We start from the raw sequence: 15,671 nt of genomic DNA on the forward strand, positions 1-15,671 counted from the left end.
TCCGTGCTTATCACTGGGTATGCTGGCGCCAATAGCCTTAGGAGCAGTTCTGTGAAACGTATCTTTCTTCTATGTCTGGCCCTGGGCCTCGCGCTGCCCGTACTCGCCAACTCCCCCGAGCCCGAGGAGGGTGCAGCTTCAAAGACCATTTACTACGGGCTGGTACCAGCATTGGTCGGCAACTATGGTTCCGACGGTAAGCTCAAATACTACAAGGCAGATATCGCGCTGCGAGTGACCGGCAGCGAAGCCGAGGCCAAGGTCAAGCACCATGAGCCGCTCATTCGGAATCAGCTGGTCATACTGTTTTCCCAGCAAACGGACGCCAGCCTCGGCTCGGTCGAAGCCAAGGAAGCGTTACGTCAGGAAGCGCTCAAACAGGTACAGGCGGTGTTGACGCAAGAAGAAGGCAAGCCCTTGGTCGACGACCTGCTGTTCAACAATCTGATCATTCAGTAGCCGTGGCTCCTGCGGGAGGCTTGCTGAGTCAAAGGAGCGAAAGCACGGCCTGCCATTCCGTCTCGGTAACAGGCATGACCGAGAGCCGGCTACCTTTCTTGACGAGCGGCATCTGCGAAAGCGCCGGCTGCGCCTTCAGTTGAGGCAGTGTCAATGTCACTGAAAAACGCTCGACGAAGCCTACGTCCACAGCATCCCAAGGATTTTTGGACGTAGTTGCCTTCGCATCGTAATACGGGCTATCGGGATCCAGTGCAGTTGGGTCCTGATAAGCGCTGCGGGTAATTTTTCCGATGCCGGCGATGCCCGGTACTGCGCAGCTAGAGTGATAGAAGAAGAACAGGTCCCCCTCGATCATGTTTCGTAGGAAGTTGCGCGCTTGATAATTGCGCACACCGTCCCAACGACCGGTTCCTAGTTGCTGTAGGTTTGCGATTGAAAACTCGTCGGGTTCGGACTTCATGAGCCAGTACGGCATGGTCTTTGCTCGCTGCTATCTGCGTCTTGGGCTCTCAAGCGAAACTCCCCGACAACCGGTCGCAACGCCTGTTTGCGCGGCATCGGTGCATAGCGGAGAATGCCGCGCTTGAGGTTGGCATTGTCGAGTCTAAAAAACTAAAACGATACTGACTCGAATGAAACTATTCGCCTGGCAGGGGGAGGCGAAAACTATGAAACGCAAGCCAGATATTCTTTGGATATTGGTGCTGATCTTTGGCCTCGGTGTCGTCACTACCGGCTATACGCAGGGCCTTTGGGAGCAATCAGGAGATTCGTCTTCGATGGTTCCGATCAGTCACTCTCAGCAGCTTCAACGCTGATCGAGTCCGCCGCATGGATGCGGCTAGCGACACTCTCCGCATCACCTGCCTCATTCCCCGTACCAATTCTGGTCCGTCACGGTAGCCTGCAAGCTCACATCCCAGGGTCCTAGCGGTAGTCTGTCCACCTTCTGGCACTCATGTGCGAGCCCGAGAAGTGTCGGTTTGTGACCATTTTTGCGCCTGTCGCGATACGCAAGGCTGCGATCGTAAAAGCCGCCGCCCATGCCCAGGCGCCCGCCGTTTTCGTCGAACCCCACCAAGGGCATCAGCACCAGATCGAGCGTCCAGATACGTCGTTGCCTTGTCGGGCGAAACGCGGGCTCTGGGATGCCAAAGCGATTTGGTTTCAGATGCTCGTTGGGCATGATTCGCTGAAACACCATGCGCGTCCGCGGCCAGGCGTTTAGCACGGGTAGGTAGGTCGCTTTGCCCCGTCGTTGTGCTTCTCGCAGAAGCGGGCGTGGGTCGATCTCTCCGTCATTAGGCAAGTACAGGGCGACGTGACGAGCCCGGCGGAAAATCGGGTGCTGGGCCAGTTGTCGATAGAGATTTTGTGCTGCCCGTCGTTGTTGAGTCGGGGAAAGCTGGCGCCGCGCTTGGCGCAACTGGCGTCGCAGCGCCGGGCGAGAAAGGCCTTCGGCTACGATCATGAAATGAGGCTCCCCAGCATGCCGCTGCCCGCGTAGGCCCTTGAACCCGAGAGTTCAAGGTGGCGACTACAGAGTACCTTAAGGCTTTCCGTCAGGCGGACATGCACACCGGCACTACGTGTAGCCTCCATGGTGTTGCTTATCGGGAGAGGGTCATCGCCGACTGGCGAACATGCCAGGGAGTGGGCGGGATTATAACGCAATCTGGCTGCCGTTCATCAGTTGCCGGTTGGGTTTGGATCGACGGCCAGTGCGCTGTCGACCCGTTCCAGCAGGGAACGTACATGCTCCCGTGCGCTGTTGGCCTCGGCATCCAGTCGGTCGTGCTTATGAAGCAGCTCGTGGGTGATGTTCAGCGCGGCCATGACTGCAACGCGATCAGCGCCGATGACTTTGCCGCTGCTGCGGATCTCACGCATTTTGCGGTCCAGGTAATGGGCGGCGCCTTCCAGATTGCTGCGTTCTTCGGGTGGGCAGGAGATGCAATATTCCTTGTCCATGATGTGCACGGTAACGGTGTTCGGCTGGGTCATGAGTCCTGCTCCAGAGCTTTCAGGCGCGAAATCATTGATTCGACCTTCACGCGGGCCATTTCGTTCTTTTCGATCAGATGAGCGCGCTCCTCGCGCCACGCCTGCTCACTCTGGCGCAGGAGTCGATTCTGCGCCTTGAGTTGTTCGGTACGCTGAATCAGCTGCTCCAGCTTGGCAGTCAGCAATTGCAGGTCGGCGTCTTCCATGGGATTCCCGGGTCAGTGGCGCGAGCGCTGGGTGGGCCGGCTTCGATGGTCTTGGCTCGTATGCCGATGCTAGGATACAAGGCCTTCATTCTAGACATTAGCGCCTCTGCGCGCCTAGCTGCCAATGCCCATTCAGAACTCGCCTTACGCTGCTTTCGCTACATTGTTGGCCAGCAGTGCCCAACCCGTCACACCCGCCGAGCTACATGGACTGTTGCTCGGGCGCAGCTGCGCAGGCGCTGGCTTCGATGCCGAAACCTGGCTGAGCGATGCTATCGAGCTGCTTGGTGCTGAACCTGACGAGCCGGTGCGCCAAGCACTTATCGGACTGCAGGAAATGGTCAAAGGCGAACTCGCCGGCGATGACATCACCATCGTCCTGCTGCTGCCGAGCGATGAAGCATCGTTGACCGAGCGTGCACTGGCTCTGGGTCAGTGGTGCCAGAGTTTCCTGACCGGATTCGGCCTGGTCGCCGGCAATCGTGCGCTGAGCGGCGAAGCGATGGAAGTGCTCCAGGATCTGGCGGCCATCGCGCAGATCCAGGACTCGCTGGATGAGTCCGAAGATGGCGAGAATGACTACATGGAGGTCACGGAATACCTGCGCGTAGCGCCCCTGCTGTTATTCACTGAGTGCGCCAAGCCGGTACCGCCCACGCCCAAGCCTTCCCTGCATTGAGGACCGCTCGTCCATGACCCGTATCCCGAAGTCGGAATATGTCCGCCGGCGCAAGGCGCTGATGGCTGAGATGGAACCTAACAGCATCGCCATCCTGCCGGCCGCGCCGATGTACATTCGCAACCGCGACGTCGAACACATCTACCGTCAGGACAGTGATTTTCAATATCTCTCCGGATTTCCCGAGCCAGAGGCAGTGATTGCGCTGATCCCGGGTCGAGAGCACGGCGAGTATGTGCTGTTCTGTCGCGAACGCGATCCGGCTCGCGAGTTATGGGATGGTCTGCGCGCGGGTCAGGATGGCGCGATTTCGGACTACGGCGCTGATGATGCCTTCCCCATCGGCGATATAGACGACATCCTTCCCGGTCTGATCGAAGGACGTTCACGCGTGTACTACGCGATCGGCACCAACCAAGAATTCGATCATCGCTTGATGGAGTGGATCAACACGATCCGCTCCAAGGCCCGTCAGGGGGCGCAGCCGCCGAACGAATTCGTCGCCCTTGACCATCTGCTGCACGACCAGCGCCTATACAAGTCGGCGAACGAAATAAAGGTGATGAAGCACGCTGCGGAAATCTCCGCGCGCGCCCATATCCGTGCCATGCAGGCCAGCCGTGCTGGACTCTACGAATACCATCTCGAAGCCGAGTTGGATTACGAGTTCCGCAAAGGGGGGGCGAAGATGCCGGCTTACGGTTCCATCGTCGCGGCCGGAAAGAATGCTTGCATCTTGCACTACCGCGAGAATGACGCGCTGCTCAAGGATGGCGACCTGGTGCTGATAGACGCCGGCTGTGAAATTGATTGCTACGCCAGCGACATCACCCGCACCTTTCCGGTCAGCGGCCGCTTTTCGCCCGAGCAGAAAGCTATTTATGAACTGGTCCTGGCTGCCAACGAAGAAGCCTTCAAGCATATCGCGCCCGGCAGGCATTGGAACGAGGCCCACGAGGCGACCGTTCGGGTAATCACCGCCGGATTGGTCGAACTGGGATTACTTCAGGGTGACATCGATGAGCTGATTGCCGCCGAAGCCTACAAACCCTTCTACATGCACCGCGCCGGTCACTGGCTGGGCATGGACGTGCATGATGTCGGTGATTACAAGGTCGGCGGCGAATGGCGCGTGCTGGAACCCGGCATGGCGATGACCGTCGAGCCGGGCATCTATGTTGCGGCTGACAATCAGGACGTGGCAAAGAAGTGGCGCGGCATCGGCGTACGCATCGAAGATGATGTAGTGGTCACCCGCAACGGTTGCGAAATTCTTACTGGCGGTGTGCCTAAGTCCGTTGACGAGATCGAGGCACTGATGGCGGTTTCCGCCGAGGTCGCGTAGATGGCAACGTTGGCGATCATCGGAGGTGGGCTGGTCGGCGCGAGTTTAGCGTTGGCACTGCAAAGTGGAGCGAAACAGCGTGGCTGGACGATCGAGCTGATCGAGCCGTTCGAGCCGGGCAATCACTACCAGCCCAGCTATGACGCGCGTTCTACCGCGTTGTCCTACGGGACCCGGCTTATTTACCAGCGCCTGGGTATATGGGATCAGATCGCCGAACGTGCAGAGCCAATCACCGATATCCATGTATCCGACCGCGGTCGTGCAGGTGTCACCAGGCTTGACGCCAGTAGTCAGCGTGTCCCGGCGCTGGGTTATGTCGTGGAAAACGCCTGGATCGGCCATTGTCTCTGGCAAGCACTCGATGACGACGTAGTGGTTCGCCATTGCCCTGCTGAAGTCGAGCAGATGCGAGCCGTGCCGGGCGGCTATCACCTGACATTGACTGACAGTCAGATGCTCGACTGTGATCTCGCGGTTCTGGCCGATGGTGGTCGCTCAGGGTTGCGTGAGCAGCTCGGCATCAAAATCAAGCAATCGCCCTATGGGCAGACGGCGCTGATCGCCAATGTTACGCCCGGTATGCCGCACGGTGGTCGCGCGTTCGAGCGCTTCACCGATGAAGGGCCGATGGCGTTGCTGCCGCTGCCGGATAACCGCTGCGCTCTGGTCTGGACTCGGCCGGAGCTGGATGCAGCGCGTCTGGCCGCGCTCCCTGAAGCGGAGTTCCTCGAGGAGCTCCAGCAGGCGTTCGGCTATCGGCTTGGTGGTTTTCAGCAGGTTGGCGCGCGGCACCTCTATCCGCTTGTGCTGATCGAAGCTGAAGAGCAGGTTCGCTCTGGCCTGGTCGTACTGGGTAATGCTGCGCACAGCTTGCACCCTATCGCCGGGCAGGGTTACAACCTTTCCCTCCGTGACACCGAGGCTCTTGCGGTCGCGCTCTTGGGCAGTTCGGCGCCGCCGGGCGACCTGGGCGTATTGCAGGCTTACCATCGGAAGCAGCGCTCGGACCAGCGCGTCACTGTGGGTTTTTCCGATCAACTGACCCAGTTGTTCGGCGATTCGGGGCGCCTTTCCATCGCCGGGCGAAATCTTGGATTGCTGGGGCTGGATCTGCTGCCGCCCGCCAAAGCCTGGTTCGCGAGACAGGCAATGGGAATGGGCGTACGCGAGCGTTAGGGGCGTGCGGAATGCTCGATCGAGCGTTAGCGCAGTCGAGCGGACCTGCCAAATTTGCAGGCTAGGCGAACAGGAGAGAGCAGTAATGCAAGCGGACCTCATCATCGTTGGCGCTGGGATGGTTGGCAGTACCTTGGCCCTGGCCCTGCAGGATACCGGCCTCACCATCAAACTGGTCGACGGCGGCCCGCTGGAAGTGCAGCCGTTCAAACCCTCGGACTCCTTTGAGCCTCGCGTCAGCGCTCTGTCAGCTGCCAGTCAGCGGATTCTCCAGCGCGTGGGCGCCTGGCAGGGGATTGTCAGTCGACGCGCTAGTCCCTATCTGGACATGCACGTGTGGGATGGCTCCGGCACTGGCCATATCGATTTCTCCGCCGCCGCAGTACATGCCGATGTGCTGGGTCACATCGTCGAGAATCGTGTCGTGCAGGATGCTCTGTTGGAGGCGCTGAAGAGCCGTGGTTCGGTGGAGCTCAAGGGCAACGCCCGTCTTGAGCAGCTGCAGCAGAACGATAACGGTTGGACGCTGACGATGGATGACGGTCAGCAGCTGAGCGCCGGACTTATAGTCGCTGCCGACGGTGCCAATTCTACGGTCCGCCAACTGGCCGGCTGCGAAACCCGCGAGTGGGATTATCTGCATCACGCCATAGTTACCAGCGTGCGCTGTGTTGAGTCGAACCAGCAGGCTGCGTGGCAGCGCTTCACCGACGAAGGACCGCTGGCATTCCTGCCCTTGCAGCGGGAGGGCGACACCCATTGGTGCTCCATCGTCTGGTCTGTCACGGAGGCCGAGGCGCAGCGGCTGATGGCGCTGGACGATGATGCGTTCTGTCAGGCGCTTGGTCGCGCCTTCGAATATCGCTTGGGTGAGATAGTCGAGGCTGATCCGCGCTTATGCATCCCGCTGCGCCAACGCCATGCAAAGCGTTACGTACAGCCCGGGTTGGCATTGATTGGCGACGCTGCTCACACCATTCATCCGTTGGCCGGGCAGGGCGTCAACCTGGGGTTGCTCGACGCAGCGGTGCTTGCAGAAGTGATCCAAGGCGCGGTATCGCGTGGTGTTCGGCTCGGTGACCCGCGGGTGTTGGGGCGTTTCGAGCGGCGTCGGATGCCCCACAACCTGGCCATGATGGCGGCAATGGAGGGGTTCGAGCGCTTGTTCCAAGCCGACCCACTGCCGCTGCGTTGGTTGCGTAATGCCGGGTTGAAAGGTGTTCAGGCTCTGCCCGCAGCCAAAGCGCTGTTCGTTCGCCAAGCGCTGGGCTTGAGCGGAGATATGCCGGAGCTGGCTAGGCTCTGATCGGTTAGGGCCTGCCGCTGGATGCGCGAATTGTCGCGTTGAGAAAGTAAATGACATTCACTACTATTCAGCTTCTTGAACAAATCATAAGAGGCTGATCCATGCAGGCACGCAAAGGTTTACTCGCCGTTCTCGCGCTCACCGCGCTGTCGAGTGCTGTACAGGCTGCCGAAGAAGTAGTGGTCTACTCTTCGCGGATCGATGAGCTGATCAAGCCGGTTTTCGATGCCTACACGGCCAAGACTGGCGTCGACGTCAAGTTCATAACGGACAAAGAAGCTCCGCTGATGGCCCGCATCAAGGCCGAAGGCGAAAACACGCCGGCGGATCTGCTCTTGACGGTAGATGGTGGCAACCTCTGGCAGGCCGAGCAAATGGGCATCCTGCAGCCGCTGAACTCGGCGGTAGTTAATGACAACATCCCTTCGCAGTACCGCTCCTCAACTGATGGCTGGACGGGTTTGTCGCTGCGGGCGCGGACCATCGTTTATTCACCCGAGCGTGTGGAAGAGGGTGAGCTGACGACCTACGAAGCCCTGGCCGACAAGAATTGGGAAGGCCGTCTGTGCCTGCGGACCAGCAAGAAGGTTTATAACCAGTCCCTGACCGCTACCCTGATCGAAACCCACGGTGCCGAGAAGACCGAAGAAATCATCAAGGGTTGGGTCAATAACCTTGCGACAGACGTGTTCGCCGATGACACCGCGTTGGTCCAGGCAATCGATGCCGGTCAGTGTGATGTAGGTATCGTCAACACCTACTACTACGGCCGCTTGCATGCGCAAAACCCGGATCTGAAAGCCAAGCTTTTCTGGCCGAATCAGGACGGTCGCGGTGTACACGTCAACCTGTCGGGCATCGGCCTGACCAAGCATGCGCCGCACCCCGAGGCTGCACGCAAGCTGGTCGAGTGGATGACCACCCCCGAAGCGCAAAGCATCTTTGCCGATATCAACATGGAGTTTCCGGCGAATCCCGAGGTGAAGTCTTCGGCTGAGGTCTCTGCTTGGGGTGATTTCAAGGCTGACACTATCCCGGTCGAAGTTGCCGGCAAGCGCCAGGCTGAAGCGATCATGCTGATGGACCGCGCTGGTTGGCGATAAGCAGTGATCGGCTGGACGCCTAGGCGGCCAGCCAGGCTCCGTTCATATCTGAATGCCTGGTTTGCAGTTTGCAGTTTGCAGTTTGCAGCTACGGCTATAATCGACGCCCCCGCATGCCGGGGGCGTCGTCTTTTCTGCTTTTGAGGCTTGCGTGTCCCACCCCGTCGAGCGCCGCTGGTATCCCATCACTTTCGCAGTTGCCGCGCTGGTATTGCTGCCGCTGAGCGTCCTGCTGTTCAGTTGGAGCGATATCGACACCAGCATCTGGTCACATCTTTGGCAGACCCAGCTGCCGCGTTTGTTGGGCAATACGTTAACGCTGGTTCTAGGTGTTTCGGTGGGGGTGACCGTGCTCGGGGTCAGCCTGGCCTGGTTGACTTCGTTGTGTGAGTTCCCGGGGCGGCGCTGGCTGGATTGGGCGCTGATGCTGCCTTTTGCCATTCCCGCCTATGTGCTGGCGTTCGTGTTCATCGGGCTGCTCGATTTCGCCGGGCCGGTGCAGACACTGGCTCGGGAGTGGTTCGGCAGTGGGGTGCGCTTTCCTCGGGTCCGGTCCACCGGCGGTGTCATCACCGTGCTGGTGCTGGTTTTCTATCCTTATGTCTATCTGCTTGCTCGCTCAGCCTTCATTGCTCAAGGCAAAGGGCTGATGGAGGCCGCGAGGGTTCTAGGCAAGTCGCCCTGGAAAGCGTTCTGGACCGTCGCGTTACCAATGGCGCGACCGGCAATCGGTGCCGGGCTGGCTTTGGCATTGATGGAAACACTTGCCGATTTCGGCGCCGTGGCGGTTTTCAATTTCGATACCTTTACCACCGCGATATACAAGACCTGGTATGGGTTCTTCAGTCTCACCAGTGCCACTCAGCTGGCCAGCTTGTTGTTGTTGGCCGTGATGCTGGTGCTCTATGGCGAGCGCCGTGCGCGAGGGGCAGCCCGGCCCGCGAATGATCGGGCGCGCTCGGCGGTGCTTTATCGGCTTCGTGGCGTCAAGGCCCTGGCCGCCAGTAGTTGGTGTGGCCTGGTGTTTCTTTGTGCCTTCGTCATACCCGTACTGCAGTTGCTGGCCTGGCTCTGGCAGCGTGGGCGCTTCGATCTCGATGAGCGATACACCGGCTTGATCCTGCATACCCTTTATCTGGGCGGCCTGGCGGCGCTGATCACAGTGACTGTGGCGCTATTGCTGGCTTTCGCCCGACGTCAGGCACCGCTGCGTCCGATAAAGATGGCAGTTGGGTTGGCGAATCTCGGTTACGCGCTGCCGGGGTCGGTGCTGGCCGTGTCGATCATGCTTGCGTTCAGCTACCTCGACCGCGAATTGGTTGTGCCGCTGTCCGGGTGGCTCGGCGGCGCTGGCAAACCGATCCTGTTGGGAAGCCTCGGCGCATTGCTTCTGGCTTACCTGATTCGGTTCATGGCGGTGGCGTTCGGGCCGCTGGAAAGCGCGCTGGCGCGGATTCGGCCTTCTCTGCCGCAGGCCTCGCGCAGCCTTGGCGTGGGCGGGCCGGCACTGTTCTTCCGGGTCTACCTGCCGTTGTTGTTGCCTGGAACGCTGAGTGCCGCATTGCTGGTGTTCGTCGATGTGCTGAAAGAAATGCCTGCCACGCTCCTTATGAGACCGTTCGGTTGGGACACGCTGTCGGTGAGGATCTTCGAGATGACCAGCGAAGGCGAGTGGGCGCGTGCCGCGCTGCCTGCGCTGACGTTGGTGCTGGTCGGGCTGTTGCCGGTCATCTTGCTGATCCGTCGCTCAGCCCGGCGAGTCGGCTGAGCGCTCCATCGCCTCGCAGTGACCTGTCACGACCTTGAGGCTACAATGCGCGCCATCCAAAAATCGTCGGGCCTATTGCCCGGCTCTAATAAGCTCTACCCACGCCGCTTCGGCGACCTGCCCGGAAGGAGAAACCCATGGGTCAGCGTACTCCCCTCTACGATCAGCACCTCGCACTCGGCGCCAAGATGGTCGATTTCGGCGGCTGGGACATGCCGCTGCATTACGGCTCCCAGGTAGAAGAACATCATCAGGTGCGCCGCGATTGCGGGGTGTTCGACGTCTCCCACATGACGGTGGTGGACGTCCGGGGGGCGGATGCGAAGGCCTATCTGCAGCGCCTGCTGGCCAACGACGTAGATCGTCTCGGGCAGGTCGGCAAAGCACTCTATACGGCCATGCTCAACGAGCGTGGCGGCGTCGTGGACGACCTCATCGTTTATCTCGCCGAAGAGGGTTATCGGCTTGTGGTCAACGCCAGCACCCGCGACAAGGATCTGGCGTGGATGCAGGCGCAGGCTGAGGGGTTCACGGTTGAAGTGACCGAGCGGCCCGAGCTGGCGATGTTGGCCGTCCAGGGCCCCCATGCGCGGGCGCGCACCGCTGAATTGGTCAGTCAGGCTCGAGCGGCATTGATCCACGAGCTCAAGCCGTTCAACGGCCGTGCCACAGGGGATTGGTTCATTGGCCGCACCGGCTATACCGGTGAGGACGGCCTGGAAATCATCCTGCCGGCCGAGCAGGCTCCCGATTTCCTCAGCGAGCTGGTCGGCGCCGGCATCCCGCCGATCGGGCTGGGTGCGCGTGACACCTTGCGGCTCGAGGCGGGCCTGAATCTCTACGGCCAGGATATGACCGAGGATGTCTCGCCGCTGCAGGCCAATATGGGCTGGACCGTGGCGTGGCAGCCGGTCGAGCGTGATTTCATTGGCCGCAGCGCGCTCGAGGCACAGAAGGCAAAAACTGATCTGCCGAAACTGGTAGGGCTGGTGCTCGAGGAGCGTGGCGTGCTGCGAGCCCATCAGATCGTGCGCGTCAACGGCATGGGCGAAGGAGAGATCACCAGCGGTAGTTTTTCGCCTACGCTTGGCAAAGCCATCGCGCTCGCGCGTGTTCCGGCCGGGACGGCTGATCGTGCCGAAGTAGAAATCCGTGGCAAGTGGTATCCCGTGCGCGTGGTGCAGCCGACTTTCGTGCGTCACGGCAAAGTACTGGTGTAAATTCGGCCAACTGCAATTTTGCAACGGGCCGCAGAGCCTGCTTCGTGCCCGCAACCGACAGCTTTTTTGAGGACCTACGAATGAGCGACATCCCCAGCGATCTGCGATACGCCGCGAGCCACGAGTGGGCCCGTCTCGAAGCCGACGGTAGTGTTAGCGTCGGTATCTCTGACCATGCCCAGGAAGCGCTGGGCGATGTGGTGTATGTGGAGCTGCCGGAGATCGGCCAGCAGCTGACTGCAGGGCAACAAGCGGGTGTGGTGGAGTCGGTAAAGGCCGCTTCGGACATTTACGCGCCAATTTCCGGGGAGGTGGTCTCGATCAACGAGCAACTCACCGATTCGCCGGAAAACGTCAACAGCGAGCCCTATGGCAGCTGGTTCTTCCGGATTCAGCCGAGCGATGCCTCGCAACTGGAGAAGCTGCTCGACGCAGAGGGTTACAAGGCCTCCTGCGACGCCGAAGCCTAAGCGATCAAATCCAAAAGCCCCGCAATGCAGGCGTGTGAAAACCGAGCGAAGTCGGATTTTCATAGCAGTCCGCGTATCGGGGCTTTCCTTTTTCGAGAGAAGCAGTGATGTCTCAAGTGCCGCGCCTTTCCCAGCTCCAGCAACCTGACGCCTTTTTGCGTCGCCATCTTGGCCCTGATGCGAGTGAACAACAGGCCATGCTCGATGCGCTCGGCTTGTCCAGCCGTGAAGAGTTGGTCAAGCAGACCGTGCCGCCGGCGATTCGCCTGCAAGGTGACCTGGCGCTGCCGGCCGCGCTGGATGAGCAGGAAGCACTGGCGCGTTTGCGAGGCTACGCGGAACAGAACCAGCTCTGGACCAGCCTGATCGGAATGGGCTACCACGGCACCATCACGCCGCCGGTAATTTTGCGCAACGTCTTGGAAAACCCCGGCTGGTATACCGCTTACACGCCTTATCAACCGGAGATTGCCCAAGGTCGTCTGGAGGCGCTGCTGAATTTCCAGCAACTGACCATCGACCTCACCGGACTCGATCTGGCCAACGCCTCGCTACTCGACGAAGCCACAGCCGCAGCGGAAGCCATGACCCTGGCGAGGCGAATGGCCAAGAGCAAGAGCAACTGCTTCTTCGTCGATGAAAACTGTCATCCGCAGACGCTCTCAGTGGTGCAGACGCGTGCCGAAGCCTTTGGCTTTGAACTGGTGGTCGGTGCGCTTGAGGATATCGTTGGGCAGGAAGTCTTCGGTGCGCTGCTTCAATACCCCGACACTCATGGCGAGATCCGCGATCTGCGACCGGCGATCGAGGCGCTCCACGCCAAGCAAGCCCTGGCCTGCGTCGCGGCAGACCTGCTCAGCCTGCTGCTGCTGACGCCGCCTGGCGAACTTGGCGCGGATGTGGTGCTCGGTTCAACCCAGCGATTTGGCGTACCGATGGGCTACGGTGGTCCCCACGCCGCCTATTTCGCTACCCGCGACGCCTTCAAGCGCGCCATGCCCGGCCGTATTATCGGCGTTTCCAAGGATGCGCGCGGCAACACGGCGCTGCGCATGGCGCTGCAAACGCGCGAACAGCATATCCGTCGCGAGAAGGCCAATTCCAACATCTGTACCGCGCAGGTGCTTCTAGCCAACATCGCCAGCTGTTATGCCGTCTACCACGGTCCAGACGGGCTCAAGCGCATCGCTCAGCGCACCCATCGGCTGACCTCGATCCTGGCCAGCGCGCTGGAAATGAAAGGCATCAAGCGCACCAACCAGTATTTCTTCGACACGCTGACGCTTGAGGTGGGCGGCGCACAGACGGCGATTCTCGAAAGTGCTCGCGCGGCGCGGATCAATCTGCGCATCCTCGGTCGCGGCAAGCTAGGTGTCAGCCTCGACGAGACCTGTAACGAGCAGACCGTGGAAGAGCTACTGGCGGTGTTCCTCGGTGCCGATCACGGACTGAGCATCACGACGCTGGACGCGGGTGAAATCGTCAGCGGCATCCCGAACGAACTTCAGCGCAGCAGCGCTTATCTGACTCACCCGGTGTTCAACACCCACCACAGCGAAACCGAGATGCTGCGTTACCTTAAGCAGCTGGAGAATAAGGATCTGGCATTGAACCAGGCGATGATCCCGCTCGGTTCCTGCACCATGAAGCTGAACGCGACTAGCGAAATGATCCCGATTACATGGCCGGAGTTCGCCAACCTGCATCCGTTCGCACCGCAGGAGCAGGCTCAAGGCTACAAGCTCATGATCGATGAACTGGAAGCTTGGCTCTGTGCGATCACTGGCTTCGACGCGATCTCGATGCAACCCAACTCCGGCGCCCAGGGCGAATACGCCGGCCTGGTCGCGATCCGCAAATATCACGAGAGCCGCGGCGAGGGCCAGCGTGACATCTGCTTGATTCCATCTTCGGCCCACGGCACCAACCCAGCGTCAGCGCAGATGGTCAGCATGCGTGTGGTGATCGTCGATTGCGACAAGGCGGGGAACGTCGATCTCCAGGACCTCAAGCGCAAGGCGGCCGACGCGGGGAATAAGTTGTCCTGTCTGATGATCACCTATCCGTCGACCCATGGTGTCTACGAAGAAGGCGTTCGGGAGATCTGCGAAGCGATTCATGCGCAGGGCGGCCAGGTGTACATGGACGGCGCCAACCTCAACGCTCAGGTCGGGCTGGCGCGTCCAGCCGATATCGGCGCAGACGTTTCGCACATGAACTTGCATAAAACGTTCTGCATCCCGCATGGCGGTGGCGGCCCAGGTATGGGGCCGATCGGTATCAAGGCGCACCTGCAGCCTTTCGTTGCCAACCATCCGGTGATCGAGTTGCAAGGCCCGAATCCGGAAAACGGTGCGATTAGCGCCGCGCCTTGGGGAAGCGCCAGTATCCTGCCGATCAGCTGGATGTACATCGCCATGATGGGACCGCAGCTGCGCGACGCCACCGAGGTTGCGATTCTCAGTGCTAACTACCTGGCGATGCGTCTTGGCGAGGCCTTTCCGGTCCTCTACAGCGGGCGTAACGGTCGTGTAGCACACGAATGCATCATCGATCTGCGACCGCTCAAGGCGCAGACCGGCATCACCGAGGAGGACGTCGCCAAGCGGCTGATCGATTACGGCTTTCACGCGCCGACCATGTCTTTCCCGGTGCCCGGCACGTTGATGATCGAGCCTACCGAGAGCGAGTCGAAAGCCGAGCTGGATCGTTTCGTCGAAGCGATGCTGAGCATTCGTGCTGAGATCGACAGGGTGGAAAGCGGCGGATGGCCTGCCGAGGACAACCCGCTGGTACGCGCTCCGCATACACTGGCCGACGTCACCAACCTGTGGGATCGTCCATACAGCATCGCTGAAGGCGTGACGCCGAGCGCACATACCCAAGCGCACAAATATTGGCCCGCGGTGAACCGGGTGGATAACGTATTTGGGGACCGCAACCTGTTCTGTGCCTGCGTGCCGGTCGAGGATTACCGCGAGTAGTGCTGTTCCGCCCGTTCTGATCCTTGAGTGAGACCGGGCGGAGTCTCTACCGAAAACTTCAGCCCTCTTGCGAAGGCTCGTCGAGAGCCTCATCGCTATCTTCGCCAATCATCCCCAGCAGTTGCGCCAGCACCAGCTGGGCTTCTTCCACACCCTGCCGCTTCGGCGCCGAGAACAGTTGGACGCTGGCACCGTCTCCCCACCCCTTGCGGATGTCACGCTGTATCGCCAGCAACGCGTTTTTGGCTGCGCCGAAGGCAAGCTTGTCTGACTTGGTCAGCAAGATGTGTAGCGGCATCTCGCTCGCGTTGGACCAGTCGAGCATCATGCGGTCGAATTCGGTCAGCGGATGGCGGATGTCCATCATCAAGAACACCCCAGCGAGACTCTCGCGGCTGCTCAGGTAGGCTTCCAAATGACGCTGCCAATGCTGCTTCAGGGGAATCGGTACTTTTGCATAGCCGTAGCCGGGAAGATCGACCAGGCGATGGTGTTCATCGAGGCTGAAGAAGTTCAGCAGTTGGGTGCGCCCGGGTGTCTTCGATGTGCGGGCGAGACTGGCATGGGTGAGCGTGTTCAGCGCACTGGACTTGCCCGCGTTCGAGCGGCCGGCGAAAGCGACTTCCAGGCCCTCGTCAGCCGGGCATTGATCGACCTTGGCGGCACTGGTCATGAACGTGGCTTGCTGGCAGAGGCCTAGAATCGGGTTTTTTGGGAGCATGGGCTTTCCGGTGAGTGCGCGGGGTGCGGCAATGGTTCATTTCCGTTTCAGGAGCGCCAGTATATAATGCCGCAGATTTTGTGTGCGCTTTGGTCTAAAAACGAGGCCGAGTAGCCGCTCTGCTGCCGCTTGCGGCGACCGACCGGAAGCGAGCAAGGCGTTGCTCAAGCGCCAGGTTAGACGTCACCCTGTATATAACGAGCGTCGCCATGGCCCTAAGCGGT

General features: G+C 60.3%; 16 protein-coding genes and 1 other RNA gene. 11 read left to right on the plus strand and 6 right to left on the minus strand.

The annotated features are described in order from the left end of the window. The first annotated feature begins 51 nt into the window (after positions 1-51). Entirely contained in the window at positions 52-459 is a 408-nt protein-coding gene (locus ACIGHL_RS14005; RefSeq protein ID WP_128120478.1) for a flagellar basal body-associated protein FliL, read from the plus strand. 28 nt (positions 460-487) lie between these two features. Here ACIGHL_RS14005 and ACIGHL_RS14010 read toward each other — a convergent pair whose 3' ends face one another. Then, the gene (locus ACIGHL_RS14010; RefSeq protein WP_128120477.1) at positions 488-937 is read right to left on the minus strand and encodes an EVE domain-containing protein; all 450 of its coding nucleotides are present in this window, start codon (positions 935-937) and stop codon (positions 488-490) included. A gap of 157 nt (positions 938-1,094) precedes the next feature. On the opposite strand from ACIGHL_RS14010, the gene ACIGHL_RS14015 reads away from it, so the two are divergent. After that, complete coding sequence (locus tag ACIGHL_RS14015) at positions 1,095-1,280, plus strand: hypothetical protein (RefSeq protein ID WP_045423487.1); 186 nt, start codon at positions 1,095-1,097, stop codon at positions 1,278-1,280. Between the two features lie 50 nt (positions 1,281-1,330). Here ACIGHL_RS14015 and ACIGHL_RS14020 read toward each other — a convergent pair whose 3' ends face one another. From ACIGHL_RS14020 to ACIGHL_RS14035, 4 genes are all read right to left on the minus strand, one after another. Further along, positions 1,331-1,933: a 5-formyltetrahydrofolate cyclo-ligase gene (locus ACIGHL_RS14020; RefSeq protein WP_128120476.1), complete on the minus strand. Its 603-nt coding sequence runs from the start codon at positions 1,931-1,933 to the stop codon at positions 1,331-1,333. 6 nt (positions 1,934-1,939) lie between these two features. After that, positions 1,940-2,118: non-coding RNA, 6S RNA (gene ssrS, locus ACIGHL_RS14025), on the minus strand. Between the two features lie 33 nt (positions 2,119-2,151). Further along, positions 2,152-2,466, minus strand: a complete 315-nt coding sequence (locus tag ACIGHL_RS14030; RefSeq protein WP_128120475.1) for a cell division protein ZapA — start codon at positions 2,464-2,466, stop codon at positions 2,152-2,154. Continuing rightward, positions 2,463-2,672: a TIGR02449 family protein gene (locus tag ACIGHL_RS14035; RefSeq protein ID WP_019341928.1), complete on the minus strand. Its 210-nt coding sequence runs from the start codon at positions 2,670-2,672 to the stop codon at positions 2,463-2,465. The genes ACIGHL_RS14030 and ACIGHL_RS14035 overlap by 4 nt, the downstream gene beginning before the upstream one ends. A 124-nt stretch (positions 2,673-2,796) precedes the next feature. Here ACIGHL_RS14035 and ACIGHL_RS14040 point away from each other — a divergent pair, with 124 nt between their 5' ends. From ACIGHL_RS14040 to gcvP, 9 genes are all read left to right on the plus strand, one after another. Further along, the gene (locus ACIGHL_RS14040) at positions 2,797-3,351 is read left to right on the plus strand and encodes a YecA/YgfB family protein (protein ID WP_128120474.1); all 555 of its coding nucleotides are present in this window, start codon (positions 2,797-2,799) and stop codon (positions 3,349-3,351) included. Positions 3,352-3,364: 13 nt separating this feature from the next. Continuing rightward, positions 3,365-4,696: a Xaa-Pro aminopeptidase gene (gene pepP / locus ACIGHL_RS14045; RefSeq protein ID WP_128120473.1), complete on the plus strand. Its 1,332-nt coding sequence runs from the start codon at positions 3,365-3,367 to the stop codon at positions 4,694-4,696. Further along, complete coding sequence (ubiH, locus tag ACIGHL_RS14050; protein WP_128120472.1) at positions 4,697-5,875, plus strand: 2-octaprenyl-6-methoxyphenyl hydroxylase; 1,179 nt, start codon at positions 4,697-4,699, stop codon at positions 5,873-5,875. It abuts the gene before it with no gap. An 85-nt stretch (positions 5,876-5,960) separates the two neighbouring features. Then, positions 5,961-7,181 (plus strand): 2-octaprenyl-3-methyl-6-methoxy-1,4-benzoquinol hydroxylase, encoded by a 1,221-nt coding sequence (locus ACIGHL_RS14055; protein ID WP_128120471.1) that lies wholly within the window; start codon positions 5,961-5,963, stop codon positions 7,179-7,181. Between the two features lie 101 nt (positions 7,182-7,282). Next, positions 7,283-8,284: an extracellular solute-binding protein gene (locus ACIGHL_RS14060; RefSeq protein ID WP_128120470.1), complete on the plus strand. Its 1,002-nt coding sequence runs from the start codon at positions 7,283-7,285 to the stop codon at positions 8,282-8,284. A gap of 151 nt (positions 8,285-8,435) precedes the next feature. Continuing rightward, a complete protein-coding gene (locus ACIGHL_RS14065; protein WP_128120469.1) occupies positions 8,436-10,052 on the plus strand; it encodes an ABC transporter permease in 1,617 nt (538 codons plus the stop codon). A 137-nt stretch (positions 10,053-10,189) separates the two neighbouring features. Then, on the plus strand, positions 10,190-11,272 hold the full coding sequence (gene gcvT, locus ACIGHL_RS14070; RefSeq protein ID WP_128120468.1) for a glycine cleavage system aminomethyltransferase GcvT: 1,083 nt from the start codon (positions 10,190-10,192) through the stop codon (positions 11,270-11,272). 80 nt (positions 11,273-11,352) lie between these two features. Beyond that, positions 11,353-11,742 (plus strand): glycine cleavage system protein GcvH, encoded by a 390-nt coding sequence (gene gcvH, locus ACIGHL_RS14075; protein WP_045423505.1) that lies wholly within the window; start codon positions 11,353-11,355, stop codon positions 11,740-11,742. A 107-nt stretch (positions 11,743-11,849) separates the two neighbouring features. After that, entirely contained in the window at positions 11,850-14,726 is a 2,877-nt protein-coding gene (gene gcvP, locus ACIGHL_RS14080; protein ID WP_128120467.1) for an aminomethyl-transferring glycine dehydrogenase, read from the plus strand. A gap of 58 nt (positions 14,727-14,784) precedes the next feature. On the opposite strand, the gene yihA is transcribed toward gcvP, so the two are convergent. Next, on the minus strand, positions 14,785-15,447 hold the full coding sequence (yihA, locus tag ACIGHL_RS14085; protein WP_128120466.1) for a ribosome biogenesis GTP-binding protein YihA/YsxC: 663 nt from the start codon (positions 15,445-15,447) through the stop codon (positions 14,785-14,787). Positions 15,448-15,671: the final 224 nt, after the last annotated feature.

The sequence above is a fragment of the Pseudomonas sp. NPDC077451 genome, assembly GCF_044543345.1.
GTDB lineage: Bacteria > Pseudomonadota > Gammaproteobacteria > Pseudomonadales > Pseudomonadaceae > Stutzerimonas.